We start from the raw sequence: 22971 nt of genomic DNA on the forward strand, positions 1-22971 counted from the left end.
TAGGAAGCTGCGGTTTGGGCGTAAGCCGGGGTAGTCATCATTGGCGCGGGGCCGAAGGCAAGTGCGGTAACGGACACGAGGCCGGTGGCGGCGGCTGCGGCGCAAGCTTTGTGGAAGTGCATATTTCCCTCGACAGGTCCTTAGGGTCAACTTCGGAGAGATAGGTTAACCTTAGCTAACTAAGGTAAGCATTGCGAAACAAAGGGGGTGGCCATGGTGGCCCCTGAAACAGAACCGGTAACCGACTTCATTCCTGTGGTTGATGCCCCAGAAAGTGGGGGAGAGCGTGCGGACGCGCAGCCGCACATCGCCACATGGGAGCGGGCGCTCATCGCCCTCATTGCAGGCGTTGTTGCATTTGGCGGAGCGGTGGGCAATATTTGGGTGGCGTTTCCCGCCTGCGTGGTCATGGTTGGCGTGTTATTTGCGCTGCCTGCTTTGCCTAGTCACCGCGGGCGGAATGGGGCGCTCGGCCGTCGCGCTGGCGTGGTCCTGGGGGCTGTGTGGGCAATCATTGTTGCCGTCATCGCCCTAGTGCTGTTTCTGGTACCGGCAAAGTTCGCACTTACAGGTGGGGTGATCACAGCGCTCTTTGCAGGCGTCGTCACCTGGGGGGCGATCGCGTACGTGGATCGCCCCTCGGTGGGGCACTGAGGCGAATGCTCGTCTCTAGTTCAGTCCGCGTAAAGCGGCGAGGTCGGTGAACACCGCCTGGTTCAGGACGAAGACGTGCTCGGCGGTGTCGATGAGGCGGGTCTGCTCATTCCCGGTGAGGTTCATGTTGTCGAGCGCGGCCTTGTACTTCGCACGGTAGGGCGGGATCTTGCCTACGGTGGAGAAGTCGTAGAAATGCAGGGCGTCCTCGCTCACGCCGTACTCGTTGCGGAAGACTCGGGCCAGCACCTGCCCGCCCGCGATATCCCCGAGGTAGCGCACGTAGTGGTGGGCCACCACTTCTGGCCCGTCCTCAGGGCCAAGCTGTTCGAGCTCGCTCACGTAGCGCTGGGTTGCGGCGAGTGGCGCTTCATTGCGCCAGGCGGCTCCAGTCAATGCGGTCAGGTCCTCGGTCAGGGCATCAACCCGCTCGAGGCGCGGATCGAAGATCAGGGCCACAGCGGGGTGCTTCGCCGCCCGACGCACTGCCGCTTCGAGCGCGGAGTAGATGTGGAAGTACTGCAGGGTGAGCTCGGCCACCGCGTCGCGGTCCAAGTTCCCTTTGCCCAGGTTTGCCATGAATCGGGAGTTTTCGGCGTTGGTGTGCGCGGTTGCGATCTGCGCTTTCAGGGCAACGGAAAGCTGCTCACTGGTGGTCGGCAGGGTGGTGGTCATTGAATCCTCCACGGTCGGAACGGTAATTATGGGTAGTTGCCTGAATATCATAAGGGAAGCCTTGCCTAATCTGAATCAGTAGAAGGGATGAACTCAGGCCCCCACTCCGCTGTGATGTGGAACACTGGTCCGCATGAGCGAACAGCACGTGATCACGGAAGTCCGGGACACCACCGGCATCATCACCCTCAACCGCCCGAAGGCGCTGAATTCCCTGACCCATGAGATGGTTACCGCGATCCAGGGCGCGCTGGATCAGTGGCGCGACGACAGCGCCATCGAGCAGGTCGTCATCGTGTCCAGCGGCAAGCACTTCTGCTCGGGGGGCGACGTCCGCCAGGTCCGCGACGGCGTGCTCGCAGGCGACCTGGACCGGGTGGATACGTTCTTCCGCGAGGAGTACGCGCTGAACGTCGATATCGCGAACTACCCGAAGCCCTACATTGCGCTGTGCAATGGCGTGATCATGGGCGGCGGAATGGGGGTCTCCGCCCACGCGAAGTACATGGTGGTCACCGAGGACGCCTTCGCGTCGATGCCGGAGATGTTCATCGGCTACATCACCGACGTGGGCATGTCGTGGTTGTTGCAGAAGCTGCCGGAGGTGCCGTCGCAAAGCTTGGGCACCTATTTGGGGCTCACCGGCTACCGCATGACTGCCGACGACATGCTGGCCACCGGCCTGGCCTCGCACAAGGTGGCCACGCTCGACGGCGTGCTCGACGGCATCGTGGCCGAGGGGCCGGGGTACCTGGACACAGTCGCGCTGCCGCAGGGCGACAGCGAGCTCGTATCGCGTATCGACGACATCGCCCCGGTCTTCACCGGCTCCTGGCCCGAGATCCAGGCGAAACTCGCGGACGCGCCGGAGGAGTTCCGCGCGCAGGTGGAGGAGCTCACGGTGGGCGCGTCGCCGTCGTCCCTGGTAGCAGCCGCGGAGCTGTTCGAGGCGAACAAGGACCTCGACCTGGAGCGGGCGATTGCCAACGAGTTGGTGCTCGGCGGGGTGGTGTACCGCGAGCCGGACTTCGCCGAGGGCGTGCGCGCGGTGCTGGTGGATAAGACGAAGGACGCTGACTTCGCGCCCCAGCCGGATCCGGAGAAATACCGCAAGGTGCTGTCCTCGTAGTGCGCGGGCGGTAAGGTAGAGGGCGGTTCGGGGCCCGAAATTGCCCCCGATTCCCACATTCCGTGGGCCCGAAAGTTGATTTTTCCCTGGAGGAGCGACGTGACCGAAACCACCACCCAGCGCGACGACTGGAACCACAAGCTGACTCTGGCGCAGGAGATGCTGCCGCTGATCAGCCGCCTGCACCGCGAGCACAACGCGGCGACGTCGGTCTACGGCCGCCTGCTGGTGGGTGTGACCGACATCGACATTATTAAGGCGCACCGCTACGCCCGCCGCATCGACGAGCAGGAGCTGCCCCTGGACGAGACGCTGCCGATCCTGCGCGAGCTCGTGGACATGGATCTCGGCACCGCGTCCATTGACCTGGGCCGCCTCGCCGCCGACTTCCGCACGGAGGGCGGGGAGCTGCGCCCCTTCCTCGAGCGCGAGCTCGCCGACGTCATCGGCACCTCCTCCGAGCTCGAGGCTCGCGACGTCGTGCTCTACGGCTTCGGCCGCATCGGCCGCCTGCTGGCGCGCATCCTTATCGCCCGCGAGGCGATGTACGGCGGCGTGCGCCTGCGTGCGGTGGTGGTGCGTAAGAAGGGCGACATCGACATCGTCAAGCGCGCCTCGCTCCTGCGCCGCGACTCGGTCCACGGCCCGTTCAACGGCACCATCACCGTCGACGAGGACAACGACATCATCTGGGCCAACGGCACCCCCATCCAGATGATCTACGCGAACGACCCGGCGGAGATCGACTACACCGCCTACGGCATCGACAACGCCATCGTCGTGGACAACACCGGCGCGTGGCGCAACCGCGAGGGCCTGTCGAAGCACCTCGAGTCGAAGGGCGTGGATCGCGTGCTGCTCACCGCGCCGGGCAAGGGCGACATCCCGAACATCGTCTACGGCATCAACGAGGACATGATCGGCGACGAGCGCGTGCTCTCCGCTGCGTCCTGCACCACGAACGGCATCACTCCGGTGCTCAAGGTGATCAACGACCGCTACGGTGTCACGCACGGCCACGTGGAGACGGTGCACTCCTACACCAACGACCAGAACCTCGCCGACAACTTCCACAAGGGCAACCGCCGCGGCCGCGCCGCCGGGCTGAACATGGTGCTCACCGAGACCGGCGCCGCGAAGGCCGTGTCCAAGGCACTACCGGAGTTCGAGGGCAAGCTCACCGGCAACGCCATCCGCGTGCCCACCCCGGACGTGTCCATGGCCGTGCTCAACCTCGAGCTCGAGCAAGAGGTGGACAAGGACGAGGTGAACAACTTCCTGCGCCGCGTGTCCACCGACTCGAACTTGCGCCAGCAGATCGACTACGTCAACTCGCCCGAGGTCGTCTCCACCGACCTGCTCGGCACGACGCACGCCTCCGTCGTCGACGGCCTGGCCACCATCGCCTCCGGCAACCACCTCGTGCTCTACGTCTGGTACGACAACGAGTACGGCTACTCCCACCAGGTGGTCCGCGTCGTCGAGGACATCGCCGGCGTGCGCCCGAAGGTGTATCCGGAGCGCAAGGATCCGTCCGAGATCCAGTAGCTTCTCGACGTAAAAAGCTTCGCCTCGGCCCCGTTTCGGCCGGGGCGGAGCTATGCTGCGGGGTATGTTACGCAAAATCATCGCAATAGCCAGCGCGTTCGCGCTGGCTGGCTGCGGCGCGCACGGAACCGAGATGGGGCTGCAAGACGCCGCGCTGGCCGGGGACTTCACCGTCGCGGACGCGGCGGGGCCGGACGTGGAGCGCGCCTACGTATTCTGCCCGTACACGGACAAGGCCGAAGCGCAGCGCCTTGGCTTCGACCCGGAGGACGTGCCCGGCATCGACGACAACTCACAGGCTTGGGAGACCGCCTCCGGCATCGGCGTGATTGCCGGCGACCGTGCGGAGATCGAGTGGTTCGACCCGCGCAAAGTCGACGCCTGCGGGTCAGGCGTGGAGGCCTACGGGGAGATCGACCCGGCGGCGACGGTGCGCACGGCGACGGAATCCCGCGAGTTCGCGGACGGTGAGACCGCCGAGGTCACCGTCTTGCGCTTCGAATGACCTCGTCGTAGTAGCCAAGCACCGTTTCGGTTGAGGCGCGCCACGTCCAGCGCTCCGCCTCGGCGCGGCCGGCCGCAGACATGCGCTCGCGCAGCTCCGGCCGCGTCAAAATACGCTCGATCGGGTCGGCCCAGGCTGTGTCCGGTGCCTCCGGGTCGACCAAGACACCGGTGTCGCCGTCCGCCACCACAAACGGCAGACCGCCGGCGTTGGCCGCCACCACCGGCACGCCCGATGCAAACGCCTCCAGTGCCGCAAAACCCAACGTCTCCGTGGTAGAGGGAAACAGCAGCACATCGCCCGAGGCGTAGGCTGCGCTGAGATCCGCCCCGGACAAATACCCGGTGAAGGTGGCCCAGGCGGGCGGGTCGGCGCGGAGCTCGTCGTAAAGAGGGCCTTCTCCCACGAGTGCGAGGCGCGCGTTGGGGACGCGCTTTCGCACCTCTTCGACGACGGGGACGCAGCGCTCCACAGACTTCTCCGCGGAGATGCGGCCGACGTAGAGCACCAGCGGCGCGTCCGGGTTGCCGCCGGTGAGGCGGGCGCGGGCCTCGAGGGTGCGCGCGTCCGGGGTGAATGACTCCGTGTCCACCGCCTTCGGCCACAGGTGCACGTTGGGGATGGCGTAGTCGGCGGCCTTGTCCATCATCGGCCCGGAGGTGACCAGGTTGACCTGGGCCTTGCCGTGGAAGGTGCGCAAACCCCACTCGGCGATGGGTTTCACCCACGGGATGCCCAGCTTGAGGCAGTATTCGGGCACGTCGGTGTGGAAGGACGCCAGGATGGGGTAGCCGCGGCGCGCGACCATGAGGGTGGACCAGCCGGCCGTCCAGATCGGGTTGACCGCGTGCACGATCTCCGGGTCAAACTCTCGCAGACGGCGAAACGCGCGCGGACCCATCATCCCGTGCTTGACCTCCGGGTAGACCTTCAAGCTGCGTGATGCGATGGGCACGACCTCGAAACCGGCGTAGCTCGCGGGCGGGTTGCCGGGGGCGAAGATCAGCACCTCGTGGCCCATCTCCGCCAGCTGGTCCAGGTGGCGGGTGGTCCGGGTGACCACGCCGTCGATCTTGGGCAGGAAAACCTCGGTGAGTACCGCGATGCGCATTTACTTCTCGCCCTGCGGCACGCCCTCTGATTGGTTCGAGGTCCACAGGGAACGCGCCGGAATCTTGGAGCGGTCGACGCGGTCCGCGTATCGACGAGCCACGTCCTCGACCTCCACCAGCAGCCCCTCCTCCAACTTGGTGGGCCGAAGGCCCAGGTCGAGGAAGGCGTCGTTGACCACGTGGAGCTCGTTCTCCGCGGACTCCTTGCGCGGGTTGGGCACCATCTGCACCTCGGCGTCGGCGATGCGGCCGATGAGCTCCGCCAGGTCGCGTACGCGGTGGGTCTCCGTCATCTGGTTGAAAATTTTGACCCGCTCCCCGCGCGCCGGCGGGTTCTCCACCGCGAGCTGGATGCACTTGGCCATGTCGCGGATGTGGATGAACGCGCGCGTCTGCCCGCCGGTGCCGTGAACGGTGAGCGGGTAGCCGATCGCGGCCTGCATAAGGAAGCGGTTGAGCACCGTGCCGTAGTCGCCGTCGTAGTCGAAGCGGTTGATCAGGCGCTCGTCGCGAAGCGTCTGCGCGGTGTGCGTGCCCCAGACAATGCCCTGGTGCAGGTCCGTGATGCGCAGCCCGTCGTTCTTCGCGTAGTAGGCGAACAGGTTTTGGTCCAGCACCTTCGTCATGTGGTACACGGAGCCCGGGTTGGTGGGGTAGAGGATCTGCTGCTCCACAATCCCGTTCTCTCCCGCATCCACCTGAATGTCCAGGTAGCCCTCCGGGATCTTCATGCCCGCGGTGCCGTAGCCGTACACGCCCATCGTACCGAGGTGCACGACGTGGACGTCCCGGCCGGATTCCACGATCGCGGCGAGCAGGTTGTGCGTGGCGTTGACGTTGTTGTCCACCGTGTAGCGCTTCGTGCGCGAGTTCTTCATCGAGTAAGGCGCGGCGCGCTGCTCCGCAAAGTGGATCACCGCGTCCGGCGCGAACTCCTCGATGAACGCGAGCAGCCCGTCGTAGTCCTGGGCGATGTCGATGTTGCGGAACGCGATCTCGCTGCCAGTGACCTCGCGCCAGGCCGCGAGGCGCTCGTCGATAGTGGCGATCGGCGTGAGCGACTCCGCCCCGAGCTCGGCGTCGATGCGGCGTCGCGAGAGGTTGTCCACGATGGCGACGTCGTGGCCGAGGCTCGACAGGTGCAGCGAGGCGGGCCAGCCGCAAAAACCGTCGCCGCCGAGGACCGCAATCTTCACCGTTGCCCACCTTTCGTATCCAGCATTTCGCGTCAGGTTACCTGTGCAGCGGCCTCCGCGCCGGGCGACGAGGACCCCGCTTATCGACGCCCTCACGGCACCCCGCGTCCCTTGAATACATAGCGGGTGGACAATACAACTCAGTGGTAATGTTCCCTGTGTTTTGCCGGAGTGTTCGCTTCGCCGTCACGTTGGAAAGGTTGGGAGCCGCATGTCCCCTCGTCCATCCATGAAGAACAGCCGGGCGCGCCGGGCCGCCGCCGTAGCCACGGCGTTGGCGCTGGCAGGCGGGGCGACCGCCGTGCCGGCCGGCCCACTGAGCGCGGTGGCGCAGGCGCAGACTGAGTACCAGCTCGGGGCGACCGCGACCAAGGACTCTCTCGGTGGAGGGGATTGGCTCGGGTCTGTTCGCCTGATGAACGGAGATTATGCGCCGAAAACGATTTCGTCCGTGCGTCTCAACTTCAGCTCCAGCGCGGGCAACGGACTCAGCTTTCCGCCCCACGACACCTACGACGTTAGGCTCGTCCAGGGTACGACTGTGCTCCAAAACTCAGGGACCATTGAGGGGTATGGGGAGTCGGACAGCTCCGGAAACCGCTGGCTCGATCTCGATCTGCGCTCGCCTGTCACACTCCAAGATGGGCTCACTTTGCAAATTCGCAAACCAGGAGCCGCCAATTCACTGCCAATCCGGGCGGGTCTTACCGCCCCGGGTCCGACGGCGATCGGCTACTCCGACCGGCGTTTTGAAGGAATCTCTCTGTCGCCGACTACGGGTTCGGTGTCTGGAGAACAAGGCGGGCAAGCAGGTCTTTAGCGACACGTTCAACGTCTCCGCCCTCACCTACACCGAGGAGGAGATGAAGCAGGTCCTCGACCTCGTGCGCAACTCCAACGAGGACCCGGCGCTCAAGGCGTTCGCCGAGCAGCGCCTCGCCCCGGTGAAGGAGACCGGCCGGGTGACGAGCACCTCCACGGCGCCGAAGCCTGAACGGAAGCCGGCGCCTGCGCCGTCGACAAGCAATACGCCCGAGGCCCCGAAGAAGGGCTCCGGCAGCTCCGACTCGCCGCTCGCGATCGTCATCGGCGTGCTGCTCGGGCTGCTCGGCCTCGGCGCGGCGGCGTACGGCTGGGCGGTGCAGCAGGGCGTTGTGACGGCGCCGTTCTGACGGGGAGAATTGGGTAAGAGATACAATTTAGCTGGTAGTGTTTCTTACGATTTCTAGTCGCACGTTGAGGGAGTTCGTATGCAGCACAACGGCCACCGGCCGGCCCGTCGCATCGTCGCAGGTGCGACCGTTGTCGCGCTGGCATCGAGCGCGCTCGCGGTGCCCGCTCCCGACGCCGCTCCGTCCGCGCACGCGCAGGTAGCCACCGAGGGCGGGTTCCTCCTCGGTGCCTCGGCGAACGACACGCCCGGCCGGCGCGGGTGGACAGGCCAGATCCGGCTTGCCGCCGACGAGCACGAGCCGCGCACCGTGCGCTCCGTGCGCATGTTTTGCGACCCGCGGCGCTGCGGGCGCAAGGAGTTCCCGGAGCAGGGCAACTACAACGTCACGCTCATCCGCGGTTCCGAGGTGCTCGAGGACTTTGGCACCCTGCCCGGCTACGGCTTCAAGGACGGCGAAGGCAACCGCTGGCTCGACATCGACCTGCCCCGCGACGCCAAGATCATCGACGACTCGGTGCTCATGCTCCGCAAGCCGGACGCGTTCAACGACATGCCGGTGCGCAACTGGTGGCCGGACGACGTTCCCTACGCCCTCGGCTACACCACCGCCCGTTACCAGCCGGTCACGCTCGCCGGGTCGGTGGCGGGGCTGCCGGCCGGCAGCAAGGTCGCCGTCCGCGCGACCGATGAGGCGACGGGCAAACACTTCACCCAGGACGCCACGGGCCCGTACTCGCTGTCGCTGCGCGCCGGTTCGTACACCGTCCAGCTCGTCAACGTGCCCGCCGGTTACACCGTGCCGAGTCCGCGGCGCGTCACCGTCGAGCCGGGCGGCACCGCTCGCGCCGATTTCGCCATCGCCGCCCGCGACGTCAACGCGACGATCGCAGTGCGTAACGACGCCAACCAGCCTGTCCCCGCCGCCACCGTCGACCTCGCCCGCGGCGGGGAGGTCATCGCGTCGGCGACGGCGGACGACCAGGGCACCGTCATCTTCACCGGGCTGGCCCCGGGCGTGGCCTACGAGGCGAGCGTGAAGGGCACCGGCGGGTACTCCGGCGGCAGCGCGGCGCTCAACCCCAAGGTGGGCAAGGATGCTTCCGCGACGGTGCACGTCGGTTCGCTCAACGAGATCAGCGGCACCGTTGTCGACGACCACGGCGCGCTCGCCGGCGCGAAGGTCACCCTCGGCGGCAAGGCGAGCCGCACCGCCACTGCGGGTTCCGACGGCACGTTCCATTTCGAGGGGCTTCCCGCCGGCTCGTACACCGTCACGGTGCCCGCTACCGGCACGCACGGCTCGGATTCCCAGACAGTCGACCTCGTCGCGGGCAAACGCGCCGACCCGGTGCGGTTGACCGCGCCGCTGATCCGCGGCGGCGTCGCCGCGACCGTGACGGGGTCCGTCGCGCCGTCGGCCGTGACCATCTTCGGCGGCGGCCTGGCCACCCCCGCGCCGCTGACCCGCAGCGGCGCGAGCTACACCGCGTCCGACCTGCTGCCGGGCACGTACACCGTCGCCGCCGAGGCGCCCCGCGGCTACGCCGCTTCCGGCCCAGCCACCGTGACCGTCGCCCCGAAGGCCACTGCGACCGCCGCGCTGAGCATTTCGCCTCTCGACGGCTCCGTCACCGGCCGCATCGTCGACGGCGCCGGCGCCCCGGTGGCGGGCGCGAGCGTCGCGCTCGTGGCCAAAGACGGCACGCGAACGCAGCTGCCCGTGCGCGCCGACGGCACGTTCTCCAGCACCGCCGTGAAGCCGGGGGACTACACCGTCTCCGCAACCGTGCCGGGCACCTACACTGCGCCGAAGGATCGCCAGATCACCGTGAAGCCGGGCGACGCTGTCGCGCTCGGCGAGCTCCTCGCGTCGCGGATCGTGGTGGCCCCGACGCCGAAGCCGACGCCGACAACCAGCGCGAAGCCCGCCCCCGACGACTTCGCGTGGGAGCGCGTTGAGGTCGCCCCCGGCGAGGTGAGCGTGACCTCCCCGAGCCGCAAGAGCGGGGCGGGCCAGGCGCAGTTTGAGAAGGTGTCCGTCACGCAAGTCTCCGGCGCGGGCGGCGCTGTGCCGGCGGACAGCTGGGTCGCGGTGCAGAAGGACGGCACGCTCGTGGCCACCCCGCCGCGCGGCATGGCGCCGGGGGAGTACACGCTCGAGGTCGTCGCCACGACGGGTGAGCGCGACACGGTGACCATCGTGGTCACGCAGGCGCCCACCATGGCGGAGCGTTACACGGTGACCTACCCCGCCGTCGGCGCCCCGGCGGGCATGGCGTCGCAGTCGGGCGCTCCGCGCGCGTCGGTAACCGAGGCCGGCTTCGTCTACCCGGACCGCGCGCTGCCCGAGGGCACGACGTTCACGCTCCACAATCCGTCCGACCCGGCCGCCGCGGCCGTGACCGCCATCGACGGCGAAGGCCGCCTCACGCTCACGGTCCCCGCGAACGCGGCGAAGGGAACGCACACGGTCGCCATCGACATCGCCTACCCGGACGGCAGCCGCGGCACCGCCAAGGCCACCTACGAGGTCCGCGACGCGCTACTCGCGGATCTCGCACAGATCGGCCTGGAGACCGGCCTCAAGGTCGTCCGCGGCGACTCCGTCACCATACTGCGCAGCGACGACACCGTCCTGCCCGAGGGCACGACGTTCGCCCTATCCAACGGCGCGAAACTCGGCGGGTGGGGCGCGACCGTAAACGCGTCCACCGGCGCCGTGCGCGTCACAGCACCCGCCGACGGCACCTCCGGCATTGTCATCCCGCTCACGGCGTTCTTCCCGGATGGCTCGTCGAAAAGCCTGCAGACGAGGGTCGGTGTAGCCGAGCCCGGATCCCAGGCGGCCCGCACGAACCCGGGCTACGAGGACGTGCGTGGCACCCGCGGCACCCACGCGACCGTCGGCGTGACCGGCGGCGTGCCGGCCGGCGCCACGTTCGAGGTGGTGGATGACGGCGGGCTCCCTGTGGCCGTCGATACGTATTCGGGCGTACTGCGTGTCGACGTCCCAAAGGACGCCCCCCTCGACGCCATCTACAAGGTGCTGGTGCGCGTGCGCTACGCGGACGGCAGCACGAAGGAGGTGCCGATACTCGTCTCGGCGGTCTCCGACGCAAGCCGGCACACCGTCGACTTCACCGGCGCGCACACCCCGGTCGGCGGCAACTCCACCCAGCGCCCGGCGGCGGGCCTGCCGGACGGCACGCGGTTCTCCGTGCCGGAGACGTTCAAGCAGCCCGGCTGGAGCGCGACCGTGAACCCCACAACCGGCGAGCTCGCCGTCGGCCCGAGCGCGTCGGTGCCGGTGGGGCAGTCCATCGCCGTGCCGGTGGACGTGACGTACCCCGACGGCTCGACCGCCCGCGTGGAGGTGCCGTTCACCGCCGCGGAGCAGGAGGCGCCGGTGAAGTCGCAGGGGTCCTCGGCGAACCTCGACTGGCTGGTCATCCTCCTCGGCGCGCTCGCCGCGCTCGTGGGTGCGGGCTACGCCGCGTGGCTGAACCAGGATCGCATCGCCGGGGCGCTGCAGGAGCGCGGAATTGCAATTTAGGAGCGGGAACGTGCGCAAATCTCACCAAGCAATCCTGGCCGCGGTGCTCGTCCCGGCGGTGGTGCCGGGCATATGCGCCGCCCCGGCGCGCGCGGCGGTGCAGGTGGCGGACAACCACGTAAGCGTCACCGGGGAGGCGGCCGGTGCGTGGGCGCCGCGCATCAACGCGGAGGTGCGTCCCGACGGCCACGGGCTGTTCACCTACGACAATCCTGAGTCCGTCGTCGACGTGCACCGCTTTGACGTGACCAGCGACGTGGCCATCGACGGCGCGGCCGTGCCGGCGGACTGGTCCGCGCAGCCGGTGGCAAACACCCATCTCGGGGCGGACACCGTCACGTACACGCAGAGCGTCGGCGGCGTGACCGTCGCGCGCACGTTCCGCACCGACGGCGACCGCGTGGACGTCACGGTGACAGTGCGCAACGCGCGCGACACCGCGGCGAAGGTGCAGGTGGACGTGGCCAACACCGTGGACGACGGGGCGGCGCGGGCGCAGGTGCGCGACGGTTCGTTCGTCGTCTCCCCGGCAGCGCGCGGCTACGAGACCACCGTGTACTTCGGCGCGCCCCAGCAAGCGGGCACCGGGCCGAGCGCGGGGGAGGCGCTCGCGGCGGGCGGCGTGGGCGCTGGCGCGCCGACGGTCCAGGCCGCGCGCTGGGCGAAAACGCTCCAGCCGGGCGAGGCGCTCATCGCGCGCACCGGCATCACGTCGGCGGCGCAGCCGGGCGCGCTTGACAGCGACGGCGACGGCCTGCGCGACGTTTGGGAGGCCAACGGCATCACGCTCGCCGACGGCACGTCGCTGCCCATCCACGAGTGGGGCGCCAAGCAGACGCGGCCCGACCTGTTCCTGCAGCTGAACTGGATGAAGTCGGAATGGGAGAGCCTCGGCTGCGACCGGGCGTCGCGTTTCAGCGCCACGGTGGACGGCTTCGAGGCGTTTGCGAAGTGCGCCAAGGCGAACACGAAGGACTACGCGCCGACCCCGGAAACGCTCAAGGAGCTTGAGGATCTCTTTGCTCAGAACGGGGTGGCGCTGCACATCGACGCCGGCGCGGGCTACGTCTCCTCCGACATGGCCGCGATGCGCGAGCGCCAGGGCGGCAAGACGCTCGACTACCAGGCCAGCTACTTCGACGGCGAGGACGCCGGCACGAAGCTGCTGCGCGAGCGCGACCGCCTGCTGGGCAAGCGCGCGTCCGTGTTCCGCGTCGGCATCATCGGCGACGCGATGGACGCCGGCAACCAGGCCTCCGGCGTGTCCGTCATGAACGATTCGGTGTTCTACGTGGCCAACCACGAGGGTATGACCACCCAGGACCAGCTGCGCAACTCCATCCTCCACGAGTTCGGCCACACCCTGAACCTGGGCCACAACGGCGCGCACGTGCCCGGCAACACCGCCCCGGCCACGAACGACCTGGACTGGTACAACTCGGTGATGAGCTACGCCCACCAGTTCAACCACTTCGACTACTCGTCGAAGGACGAGTCCTCGAGCAACTACACGATCCCGGCGGACTGGGCGAACCTCAATTTGCCCGGCAACAACGTGGGCAAGGGCGCGATCAGCGTCGGCACGAAGGGCGCTGAGAATGGCACCGGCGGCGACGCCGAGAGCGGCAACGGCAAGACCAACGCCAAGCCGCACGAGCACCCCGCAGAACCGGACGTGGAAACGCTCGTGCGAAACGCGGCCGACGAGCACAAGGGCAAGGCCGGTTTCCGGATGCTGGCCACGAAAAACGGCGACAACGGCATTGTCACCCAGCTCGACGGCGACAACGTCGTGCGCGGCGAGGTGCGCAACCTCGGCTCGACGCCGGAGACCTACACAGTCGCCGTCGACTACGGCACCGGGACGTTCCGCAAGCAGTACCGCCTCGCGCCCGCCCAGTACGCGGACGCGGCGCACCAGGTGGACATCCCGATCGACCGCGCCGCCTTCATCGACAGCCCCGTCGTGCCGCTGCACGTCACCGTCACCAACTCGAAGGGCGAGCAGGTGGTCAGCGACACCTTCCGCCTCTCCGCCCTCGAGTACACCCCCGAGGAGATGCAGCGCGTGCTGCGCGAGGTGCTCGCCTCCGACAAAGACCAGGCGCTCAAGGACTTCGCCACCCGCAAGCTCAACCCCGCCGACCCGGAGCAGAAGGTGACGAGGGCGAAGCAAGCGCAGCCAAGCATCCCTGCGACCCCGCAGGGCAGCTCGGCCTCGACGCTGTCCATCGTCATCGGCGTGCTGCTCGCGCTCGTCGGCGCGGGCACGGCGTGGTACGGCTGGGCCGTCGACCAAGGTCTGGTCGCCGCGCCGTTCTAGGCGGGGTATGTTTCCTGTGTCATTTTTCGCCTGTACACGGAACCGAGCTGATTCATGGAAACACCCGCCGCGGCAACCACCGAGCTGAAACGCGCGCTTCGCACCCCGTCCCTCGTCGTCTTCGGCCTGGCCTACATGGCCCCGCTTGAGCTGCTCGCCATCTTCGGCGTCATCTCCGAGAACTCGCTCGGCGCGTCCGCGGGCGCGTACCTGCTGGCCACCTTCGCCATGCTGCTCACCGCCGCGAGCTACGGCAAGATGGCGCGCGCCTACCCGGTCTCCGGCTCGGCCTACACGTACGCGCGCCGGGCGATCGGCCCGAAGGTCGGGTTCCTCTCCGGCTGGGCGATCCTGCTTGACTACATGTTCCTCCCGCTCGTGGTGTGGCTCATCGGCGCGAACTACCTGCACGAGGCGGTGCCGGCGCTGCCACTGTGGGCGTGCATCGTGTTGTTCATCGTGATCACGTCGGTGCTCAACATCCTCGGCGTGAAAGTGGCGGACCGCGCGAACCTCATACTCATGGCGCTACTGTTCCTCATCATCATCTTCTTCGTCATCCTCGCCGCCGGCCAGATCGCCGGCCCGGAGGGGCACGGGTTCAGCCTCGACCCGTTCTACAACGACGGCACGAATTTCGGCGCCATCTCCGCCGCCGCGGCGATCGCGGCGTATTCGTTCCTCGGGTTCGACGCCGTGACCACGCTGACGGAGGAGACGCACGAGCCGCGAAAGCGCATCCCGCGCGCCGTCATGCTCGTCGCGGCGCTCGGCGGCGTCATCTTCGTCGGCCTCGCGTACTTCGCGCAGCTGGTGCACCCGGAGCCGTTCTTCGACAACCCGGACACCGCCGCCGTGGACATCGTCGCGCAGATCGGCGGGCCACTCTTCGGCGCGATCTTCATCTCGGGTGTGATCATCGGCGAGTTCGCCTCCGGCCTGACGTGCCAGTGGGGCGCGACACGCCTGCTCTACGCCATGGGCCGCGACAACGTCCTGCCGCGCCGCTTCTTCGGCCAGCTCAGCGAGCGGTGGCAGACCCCGGTCTTCAACACCGTGCTCACCGGCGCGGTCGGGCTCATCGGGATTGTTATGTCCGTGGAGACGTCCACCTCGTTCATCAACTTCGGCGCGTTCATCGGCTTCGCCATGGTGAACCTCTCCGTCATCTACTACTGGTCGAAGCACCGCGGCGAGCGCCTCAGCGTGTTTGGCTACGTCGTCGCGCCCGCCCTCGGCGCGCTCGTCGCGGTCTTCCTCATGACCCAGCTTGACGGCGCGGCGCTGCTCGTCGGCGCCATCTGGCTCGTCATTGGCGTGGGCGTGCTTGCGCGCATCACGCGCGGGTTCAAGGTGGACCCGCCCGAGATGGAGGCCTAAGCGTTACGACGCCCGTTCCGCGTAGTACCGCTTCAAATACTCGATTGACTGGTCGATGGCGTGGTGCGTGTCCACCGCCTCCACCGTCGGCAGCCCCTCGGAGCGGAACTGCGGCCCCAGGTTCTTGAACGGGCTCGTCTCGCTGCCCGTTGCCGCGGCAACCTGCACTTCTTGCAGTAGCTCCGCGAGGCGCCGCTCGACGATTTTCCGCTGCTTCCGGTTGAAGGTCGGCGGGGCGAAGGGGTTGTCGTCGAGAAGCATGTGCCCGGTGATGCGCCCGATGCGCGGGTCGAACGCGAACACCGCGACCGGGAACGAGAAATCGGACATGAGGTTCGGCCGGAACTCGATGCAAAACACGGTGTAGAACGCGTTGTCCTGCGAGTCTTGAATCATCGCCACGGTGGCGGTGCTGAGGCTCTCGGCCTGGAACGCGCTGCAGCGCTTGAGCGCGAACGCCGGGTCCTGCGGCTCGACGATCCGCACGGTGTGGTCGTCCAGCGCGACGAGCATGCGCTGCAGCTCCGTGGCAGCGGCGAGCACGTCCTCGTCCGTGTACCACTCCGGCGCGTGCGGGCTGCCGGGCTGCACGAGCGCGACCTCGACCTCGTGCGTGTCCAGGTCGTGGACGATGACGGCGGCTTTCACGCCATAGTCGATGACGTACTCGGCATCAATGTGCCAGGCGACCTCCTCCTCAAAGCCGGGGTCGTCGCGGTCGAGGTCGAAGTCGTCGACAACGTCCGCGACATGGTCGTCGTAGGAGTCGAGGTAGTACAGTTCGTAGGTGGCAAAGGTCATTGGTATCCCCCCAAGGATGTCGGTCGGGAGCCCCCTCGCTCCCGCGTATCGACGACACTAAAGCCCCCAGCCGCCCCCCGCAACACTTCGCGTGTCCACGATGATGCGCAGCCGGCGCGGAACCGCGGCTCGTGGACAGCATCAAGCGGCGCTAGCGCACGTCGCGAAGCACCTCGAACGCCCGGCGCACGAGCGCCCGCCCCTGCTCCGGGTCGCGCGGCTCCGGTAGCGCCAGGTACGCCTTGATGGCGGTTGCCCCGGCGATGCCGTAGGAGTTGAGCAGCACCTCGGCGTCGAATTCGGTGGCGCCGGGGGTACGCCCGCGCATGCTCTCCACGAGCGGCGCCCCGAGCTCGCGCATCGTCTCCTCGGTCGGTGGCTCACTCGACGCGGCGCGGGCGCGATCGCCGAGCAGGACGAGCGTGGAGGCGGAGTAGAGCTCGAAGCCGTCGTCCCGGAGGGCGTCGATAATGATTGCCTCCATCGCCTCCGCGGCGGTGAGTTCGGCGGGCAGCGACGAGAGCTGCTCGGCGATGGCAGCGAACACCTTGCGGAGAAACTCCACGAGCGCCTCGTCGATGTCGGCGAAGTAGTTGTGGAACGTGCGCGCGGACACGCCCGCGCGCTCGGAGACCCGCGCGACGGTGACGGCCCCCATGCCCTCTTCGAGCAGCAGCGACGCCGCCGCTTCCGAGATGGCGTTGCGGGTGGCGGCCTTCTTCTCTTCGCGCAGGCTCATGGTCTACACCGTAACCGGCTCGGGCTCGCGCGAGTGCACGCGGTGGAGCTTCTCGCCCTCGATGTCCAGGTTCGGCAGCGCCTTGGTATCTGCGCGGCGTCCATGTTGTCGGTGGTGCCGACGATCTGCGCGTTGACCACGCCCTCGGTGCCCGCGAAGTCCTTCAGCAGCGTCTGGTAGGCGCCCGCGCGGTCCTGCTCGGCGACGTTCGCGGCGTCGACGTACGCGACCATTGGGGCGTTGCGGCCGGGGCCGAAGGCGTCGTCGATAAGCTCGTACGCCTCGCGCTGCGGGGAGCCGAGCTTCGCGGTGCCATCGGTGGGCATGGCGAGGCGCAGGTTCGCGGCGGGGATGGCGAGGATGCCCAGGAGCAGCACGCCGGCGATGAGGTTCACCCACGGGCGGGCGCGGATCTGGCGGGCCCAGAGCAGGCCCATCGTCGGCTTTTCGTCCTCCGGATCCGGCACGCGCGGGCCGGGGATGCGGATGGCGAAGGCGCGGGTGCCCAGCAGGCCGAGCAGCGACGGCAGGAACGTCAGCGCCACAAGCACGGCGACCGCGACCGTCGCCGCGGCGGCGAGCGCCATGGTTGTGAGGAACGGGATGCGGATGATGGACAGCGCGGCGAGCGCGATGAGGACGGTCGTGCCGGCGAAGACGACGGAGCCGCCCGCGGTGCCGAGCGCCATGCCCATCGCGTGGGCGCGCGTCGCCTTGTCCATCGTGCGCAGCTGCTTCGCGAGCTCCTTCGGCGTGAGGTCGTTGAGGCCGGAGGAGGAGATGAGCTCGTTGCGGAAGCGCGCCACGATGAACAACGAGTAATCGATGCCCACGGCGAGCCCGATCATGGACGCGAGCGTCGGCGTCACGCTGCCTCGTCCACGCCCAACGCGTGGTGCGCCGCTACACCACCAGCAACCCACGCACGGATGCCGGGCGCACCATCTACAAACTCGCGCTGAAACTGACCCGAATCGCCACCCTGGATGAAGCTGCCGCATGGGGTGCGCAACTGCACGAATACTCCACGCTCTACCGGGCATGGATGGACGAGAAAACCCTGATCAAAGACCCAAAAACCGGTGCATGGACCCGCCGAGAGAGATGAACGTTAGGTGAAAGAGCTATTGCTTCTATGCGCGACGCACTGTCGAGTTAAATCTCAGCTGCTGCCAACGTGGGTGTTAGGTGCACAGCAAGCGCGAATCCGATATGGTCTACACATCATATTTTCGTACTGGGAGTTCAGGGATGAAATCAAGCAAACGGGATTTTTACGTTGCACCCCCGCGCAAGTCGGTCGCTGTAGTGACCGCGCTGGCGGTGGCGGTAGCCGTCCCCACAACCCCGATCCTTTCCGACAACGCCGTCTATACGGCCTCGGCGCAAACCGCAGTGCCGCTCCCCGACGGTGTCAGCAACGTCGGAGTGATCCAGGATGGAAAGGACTGGAAGGTCGACGTTTTCTTCCATAAACCGATGACGCTGGACACTGTGACCGTCGAATTCGTCCCACCATCTTCGAGTAATCCTAAGGATTCGGCTTCTGCCGGTGACTCGGTACTCTCCAGGATCCCCGAGCAGAGGTCGTATCGCTTCGACCACGTTCGGAACGGAAAGGTCGTTTCCACCGTTGACGTGCCCGGGTACCGCACCCTGAGCGCGTCGAGCACGGAGAGGAACACTATAAAGATTGCGTTTATTTTGCCTCAAGGCACAAAAATCGAGGCTAACGATAAGATTTCGTTCGTTGCGCCGGGGGAGGGGTCTAATTTCCCCACTCCGTATCGGAGCGGGGTAAGTGGATCACGATTCACCAGGGTCGGGTTGAACGAAGATCCCGATCCTGCAGGATCCCAGAGCTCGACGACATCGGTGACCAGCACTGCGCCAACCGTAACGGTGACCCCGACGCTGACCGTGACCAATACCCCAACCGTGACTGCGAAAGCCACCGAGCTGGTGGAAACTATCGTCAGCACAATCACGCCGACCTCGGCAGTAATCGAGGTCCCGACCGTGACGGCGCCGACGACCACCATCACTCGAACCGCGTCAGCGTTGACGGTGACACCGACTTCGACCGAGCGGAGCACCCCCACAGTGACCGCCCGTGCGACAACCACAACGCAGCCGGTTAGGACTGTTGTGGTTACGCCATCGACAACAACATTCACCACCCCGACGACGACCGAAGCGCCGACCACAGTGACCGCCCCAACACGGACTGAAACCGTCCGGGCCGCTGCCTACACGACGACTGAAGTAGCGACGGCTGCGCCTACCACCGTCACGCGGACCGTAGTCACGAGACTGACGGTGACGTCACGCCCGACGGTGACACCGACAGTGACAGTCGACGGCACTCCTAAGACCATCATCGCCAGCACCCGCACGGTCACCCCGACTGTGACCGTACAAACGGAGGTTGTCGAAACCGTGCCGGTGACGCGCACAGTCCGTCCGAATGCGCCCACCTCAACCGCACCAGGTGCGGCGACGATGCTGGGTCAAAATCGCAACTTGCCTGTCAGCCAACCTGCTGCGTCTGCCCCCAGTGCGCTACAGGGAGCTCTTTCCCCCAGCTCAGCGGAGGTGCACGCCCGCCCGGAGGAACGCGCAATGTCCCAGCCGAACGGCGAGTTCATGAAGGGGCAGCCGCTGATGGCGGACCGCTTTCCGTTCGAGTACCAAACCGGGGCGTCGGTTGCCGCAGGTAACACCACAGTTCTAAAACTCACCAGTGATGAGAGTTTGCCCGCGGGTACGACGTTTGCTCTGCGCGACATCACTGAATTTGGTGAATGGATTGCTACGGTGGATAAGTCAACTGGGGCAATTAGGGTGACCGCACCAACATCCGGCGGCGGTGCGCTAGAGCTACCGGTTGTCGCGTATTTCCCGGATGGCTCTACACGTGAGTTCGCTACGACGGTCGCTGTCAAAGACCCGCAGGAGCTTGCAGTCATCAGACCCGATACTAAGCAGCCACAGACGGACGAGGCCTCCTCACGCGGGACATGGATTGCCGTAGTGGCCAGTGCACTCACCGCCCTGGCCGTCGTCGGCGGCGCCGCCTGGATGAACCGCACCGAGATCCGCCACACCCTCGCGCAATTCGGACTCGAGTTTTAAAGCATGCTTTTCGACGCTTTCCTGCCTTCCCACCCCGACCCGCATCCAGCCAACAAGGAGTCCCCGATGTCGGCACGCCACAATCAACGGTTCGACCGAGCACTTCGGCGCACAGTCGCTGCCGCAACTTCCTTCGCCGTTGCAGTGTCTGCGGTGGCCGTGCCTGTGTTGTCGACGGATACCGGCGCGCGGGCAGTGGCACAGACCGAGTACACCCTCAGCGCCACTGCGACCAAGGATTCGCTCGGTGGGGGAGGCTGGCTAGGAACCATCCGCCTCGCCGACGGTGACTACACACCGAAGACTATTCGGTCCGTCAGACTGCACTTCGGCTCCAACGCGGGAGCGGGCTTAGGCTTCCCGGCAGAAGACACCTATGATGTGAGGCTGGTGCGGGGGACATCGCAGCTGCAAGACCTCGGCACGTTAACGGGCTTTGGCGGTTCCGATACCGCTGGCAACCGCTGGCTCGACGTAGACCTACCCGAGGATGTCACGCTGACCGACGGCGCAGGTCTACAGATCAGAAAACCTGGTGCGGCGAACACCCTTCCAATCCGCGCGGGCGTGACAGCTCAGGGGCCAACAGCCACGGGATACCCGGAGGCCCGGCTGAGTACACCGACGGAAGCGGTGACGCCGACGGTGACTGCAGGGCCCAGGACCGTCACGGTTCTCGCCCCAGCGACGACAGTGACACCCACGGTGACCAGGACAACGTCCTCAACTACGACAGCTGCGCCCACCACGGTGACGCAACAAGCACGACCGACGACGATTACACCGCGGGCGATTCGAACAACCACTCCCACGGTCACGGCAGCCCCCATAACCACGACAGTGCAAGCACCGGCTGTGACCATCACGCCGACAGCGACCATCCGCTCGACCCCGACCGTGACCGCCCCGACAAACACAGTCACGGTCACCGCGCCAGCGGTCACCCGAAGAGCACAAGCCGTGACGGTAACACCGGTTGTGACTGTAACCAGCACCCCCACTGAGACTGTGCGATTGACCACCACGCCCACTGCCGTGCGGCAGGTAACGGCGGTCGGCCCCACGCAGACAGTGACTGCGCCGACCGTGAGCGCTCCGGCTCAGACGGTCACCAACACTCCGACCAACTACGCGGAGTCCACGGTGACGGCGGCACCTGTCACGGTGACTCAAACCCTGGCATCCACAATCACCCCGACGGTGACAGAAAAGCCCTCCAGCTTCGGATGGGGGCCAATTGAGGTGTCTGCTGGGGAGATCAAGGTAGCTGAGCGCGTTCCCCAGTTGAATAGCGATCCGATCATCACCACGATGATCACCACGCCACCGACTACCGTGGTCCAGACGCTCCAGCCGACCCTTGAGACACGCACTTTCGTCACCACTCAGAACAACACACCAGTGACGAGCACTACGACGGTAATGCGCCCGCCGGTAACCACCACCGCAGTTCGACCGGGTGAGCCCACCACGGTTACATCCACACTTCCAGCTGTAGAACCCAGCCAGAGTGAAGGGTTCACCACCGGCCGGGTGGTCAAGGTTGGAGACAACGGGTCCACCGAACCGGTCGAGACCGCCGCCGAGTGGATCGAAGTGCAGCCGAACGGCGCACTCGTGGTCGCGCCGCCGACGGGGACCAAGGCTGGGGAGTACCGCGTCGAGGTGATCGACCCAACCGGCGAGCCAGAGACCGTCACCGTCACCGTGCGACCCGAGTTGTCGATGGCGGAGCGCTACGTCGTCACCGCACCTGACGTGGTCACGCCCGCCGGCTCCGAAGGGTTGTCTGCAATCCCACGCGCTGACGTGACCGAGGGCGGCCTGCGCTATCCGGACCGCGCGCTGCCGAAGGGGACGAAGTTTAGGACGACGCATCCGGGGGCGAGCGTCGATAAGCATGGGCGCGTGAGGTTCACTCCGCCAGCGAACGCGAAGCCTGGCCGGGTAAATGTGCCTGTCAATGTCACGTTCCCGGACGACAGCACCGGCTCGTTCACGGTCGTATTCGAGGTGGGTGAGCCGCTCATGCAGCACCGCTTCCCGGTCGAATACGGCAAATCTGCCCCGGTGCCGGCGGGCAGCTCCGCGACGGTATCGCTGGGTAAGCACGCGCAGCTGCCGAAGGGCACCACCTTCGGGCTGCGAAACGGTGCCAGCCTGCGCGGATGGCTGGTCAGCGTCAACGAGGAAACCGGCGCGGTGCGTGCGACGCCGCCGTCGGCAGACGCCAACTCACTGACTGTACCGGTGGTGGCGTTCTTCCCGGACGGCTCGACGCGCGAGCTCAACGCCCAGTTCGAGGTCGCCGGCGCCGACACGCAGGCCGCGCAAACCAACCCGCCGTACCAGCCCGCGACCGCGACGCCGGGCACGAAGGTGCGCGTGGCGCTCACGGGCGAGGTGCCGGCCGGGACGCGTTTCGAGCTCGTCGGCACGCCACGCGAGGACATCGCGGTCGATCCGGTGACGGGCGAAGTCACCGTCACAGTCCCCGAGCAGGCCAGCGAGGACGAACCGTTGACCACCCGCGTGCGCGCGTTGTTCCCGGACGGCAGCGCCCGCGAGATCACGGCGACGGTGAACGTGGTCAACCAGGCGACGGCGTTCAAGCCCGAGTTCCCGCGCACTGAGGTGCGGATCGGGGAGAAAGCCTCGCTCAGCCAAGTGCGCAACGTTCCGGTGGGCACGAAGTTCGCGATCCCGGACACCTTCAAGAAAGACGGCTGGACGGTCACGATCAACGAGGAGACCGGCCAGCTCTCTGTCACCACCGACGCAACCGTGCCCAACAAGCAGGAGGTGCTGGTGCCGGTGTCGCTGACGTACCCGGACGGCTCCACGGCCACGATTGCTGTCCCGGTGACGGCGGTGCAGCCGACCAGCGCCGACGGTGCGGCCACCGGCTCGTCCACGATCGACATCGTTGTGGTGCTTATCGGCGCCCTCGCGGCGATCGGCGCGACCGGGTACGCCCTCTGGCTCAATCAAGACGAGGTCCGCCGGTTCCTCAACCAACTCGGCATCAACATCTAAAGGGGAATCGA

The 22971-nt window shown here is 67.0% G+C and carries 16 protein-coding genes and 2 pseudogenes; 11 read left to right on the plus strand and 7 right to left on the minus strand.

The window, feature by feature from the left end; genetic code table 11:
- Positions 1-213: 213 nt before the first annotated feature.
- A complete protein-coding gene (locus CJEDD_RS03930) occupies positions 214-654 on the plus strand; it encodes a hypothetical protein (RefSeq protein WP_157034395.1) in 441 nt (146 codons plus the stop codon).
- A gap of 15 nt (positions 655-669) precedes the next feature.
- On the opposite strand, the gene CJEDD_RS03935 is transcribed toward CJEDD_RS03930, so the two are convergent.
- Complete coding sequence (locus CJEDD_RS03935; RefSeq protein ID WP_042405388.1) at positions 670-1329, minus strand: biliverdin-producing heme oxygenase; 660 nt, start codon at positions 1327-1329, stop codon at positions 670-672.
- Between the two features lie 133 nt (positions 1330-1462).
- Here CJEDD_RS03935 and CJEDD_RS03940 point away from each other — a divergent pair, with 133 nt between their 5' ends.
- The 3 genes from CJEDD_RS03940 (at position 1463) to CJEDD_RS03950 (ending at position 4511) form a co-directional block, all read left to right on the plus strand.
- Positions 1463-2458 (plus strand): 3-hydroxyisobutyryl-CoA hydrolase, encoded by a 996-nt coding sequence (locus CJEDD_RS03940; RefSeq protein ID WP_042405390.1) that lies wholly within the window; start codon positions 1463-1465, stop codon positions 2456-2458.
- Between the two features lie 159 nt (positions 2459-2617).
- The gene (locus tag CJEDD_RS03945; protein ID WP_232297662.1) at positions 2618-4006 is read left to right on the plus strand and encodes a glyceraldehyde-3-phosphate dehydrogenase; all 1389 of its coding nucleotides are present in this window, start codon (positions 2618-2620) and stop codon (positions 4004-4006) included.
- 64 nt (positions 4007-4070) lie between these two features.
- A complete protein-coding gene (locus CJEDD_RS03950) occupies positions 4071-4511 on the plus strand; it encodes a hypothetical protein (protein WP_157034396.1) in 441 nt (146 codons plus the stop codon).
- Here CJEDD_RS03950 and CJEDD_RS03955 read toward each other — a convergent pair.
- Positions 4489-5622, minus strand: coding sequence for a glycosyltransferase family 4 protein (locus tag CJEDD_RS03955; protein ID WP_042405397.1), 1134 nt, complete (start codon positions 5620-5622; stop codon positions 4489-4491). The genes CJEDD_RS03950 and CJEDD_RS03955 overlap by 23 nt on opposite strands.
- Positions 5623-6819 carry an NAD-dependent epimerase/dehydratase family protein gene (locus CJEDD_RS03960; RefSeq protein ID WP_042405399.1) on the minus strand — a complete coding sequence of 399 codons (1197 nt, stop codon included), beginning with the start codon at positions 6817-6819 and terminating at the stop codon, positions 5623-5625.
- Positions 6820-7568: 749 nt separating this feature from the next.
- Between CJEDD_RS03960 and CJEDD_RS03965 the strand changes: the two genes are divergently transcribed.
- The 4 genes from CJEDD_RS03965 (at position 7569) to CJEDD_RS03980 (ending at position 15249) form a co-directional block, all read left to right on the plus strand.
- Positions 7569-7991 (plus strand): hypothetical protein, encoded by a 423-nt coding sequence (locus tag CJEDD_RS03965; RefSeq protein WP_157034397.1) that lies wholly within the window; start codon positions 7569-7571, stop codon positions 7989-7991.
- Between the two features lie 78 nt (positions 7992-8069).
- A complete protein-coding gene (locus tag CJEDD_RS03970) occupies positions 8070-11546 on the plus strand; it encodes a Rib/alpha-like domain-containing protein (RefSeq protein WP_042405404.1) in 3477 nt (1158 codons plus the stop codon).
- Positions 11547-11556: 10 nt separating this feature from the next.
- Positions 11557-13869 carry a hypothetical protein gene (locus tag CJEDD_RS03975; protein ID WP_157034398.1) on the plus strand — a complete coding sequence of 771 codons (2313 nt, stop codon included), beginning with the start codon at positions 11557-11559 and terminating at the stop codon, positions 13867-13869.
- 54 nt (positions 13870-13923) lie between these two features.
- Positions 13924-15249, plus strand: coding sequence for an APC family permease (locus CJEDD_RS03980; RefSeq protein ID WP_042405408.1), 1326 nt, complete (start codon positions 13924-13926; stop codon positions 15247-15249).
- A gap of 3 nt (positions 15250-15252) precedes the next feature.
- On the opposite strand, the gene CJEDD_RS03985 is transcribed toward CJEDD_RS03980, so the two are convergent.
- The 3 genes and pseudogenes from CJEDD_RS03985 to CJEDD_RS03995 form a co-directional block, all read right to left on the minus strand.
- Positions 15253-16050 (minus strand): hypothetical protein, encoded by a 798-nt coding sequence (locus CJEDD_RS03985; protein ID WP_042405410.1) that lies wholly within the window; start codon positions 16048-16050, stop codon positions 15253-15255.
- 151 nt (positions 16051-16201) lie between these two features.
- Positions 16202-16789: a TetR/AcrR family transcriptional regulator gene (locus CJEDD_RS03990; protein ID WP_074432476.1), complete on the minus strand. Its 588-nt coding sequence runs from the start codon at positions 16787-16789 to the stop codon at positions 16202-16204.
- Between the two features lie 86 nt (positions 16790-16875).
- Positions 16876-17658: pseudogene (locus CJEDD_RS03995) on the minus strand (MMPL family transporter); the annotation flags it as partial.
- On the opposite strand from CJEDD_RS03995, the pseudogene CJEDD_RS04000 reads away from it, so the two are divergent.
- Positions 17655-17885 (plus strand): annotated as a pseudogene (locus tag CJEDD_RS04000) (IS1249 family transposase); the annotation flags it as partial. The pseudogenes CJEDD_RS03995 and CJEDD_RS04000 sit on opposite strands and share 4 nt — an antisense overlap.
- A 92-nt stretch (positions 17886-17977) precedes the next feature.
- A complete protein-coding gene (locus tag CJEDD_RS04005) occupies positions 17978-19924 on the plus strand; it encodes a YPDG domain-containing protein (protein ID WP_157034399.1) in 1947 nt (648 codons plus the stop codon).
- Between the two features lie 575 nt (positions 19925-20499).
- Here the strand turns inward: CJEDD_RS04005 and CJEDD_RS04010 are convergent.
- Positions 20500-20988, minus strand: coding sequence for a hypothetical protein (locus tag CJEDD_RS04010; protein ID WP_273657635.1), 489 nt, complete (start codon positions 20986-20988; stop codon positions 20500-20502).
- 469 nt (positions 20989-21457) lie between these two features.
- On the opposite strand from CJEDD_RS04010, the gene CJEDD_RS04015 reads away from it, so the two are divergent.
- Entirely contained in the window at positions 21458-22960 is a 1503-nt protein-coding gene (locus CJEDD_RS04015; protein ID WP_042410184.1) for a Rib/alpha-like domain-containing protein, read from the plus strand.
- Positions 22961-22971 lie beyond the last annotated feature (11 nt).

Origin of the sequence: Corynebacterium jeddahense (genome assembly GCF_028609865.1) — a bacterium.
GTDB classification, from domain to species: Bacteria; Actinomycetota; Actinomycetes; order Mycobacteriales; family Mycobacteriaceae; genus Corynebacterium; species Corynebacterium jeddahense.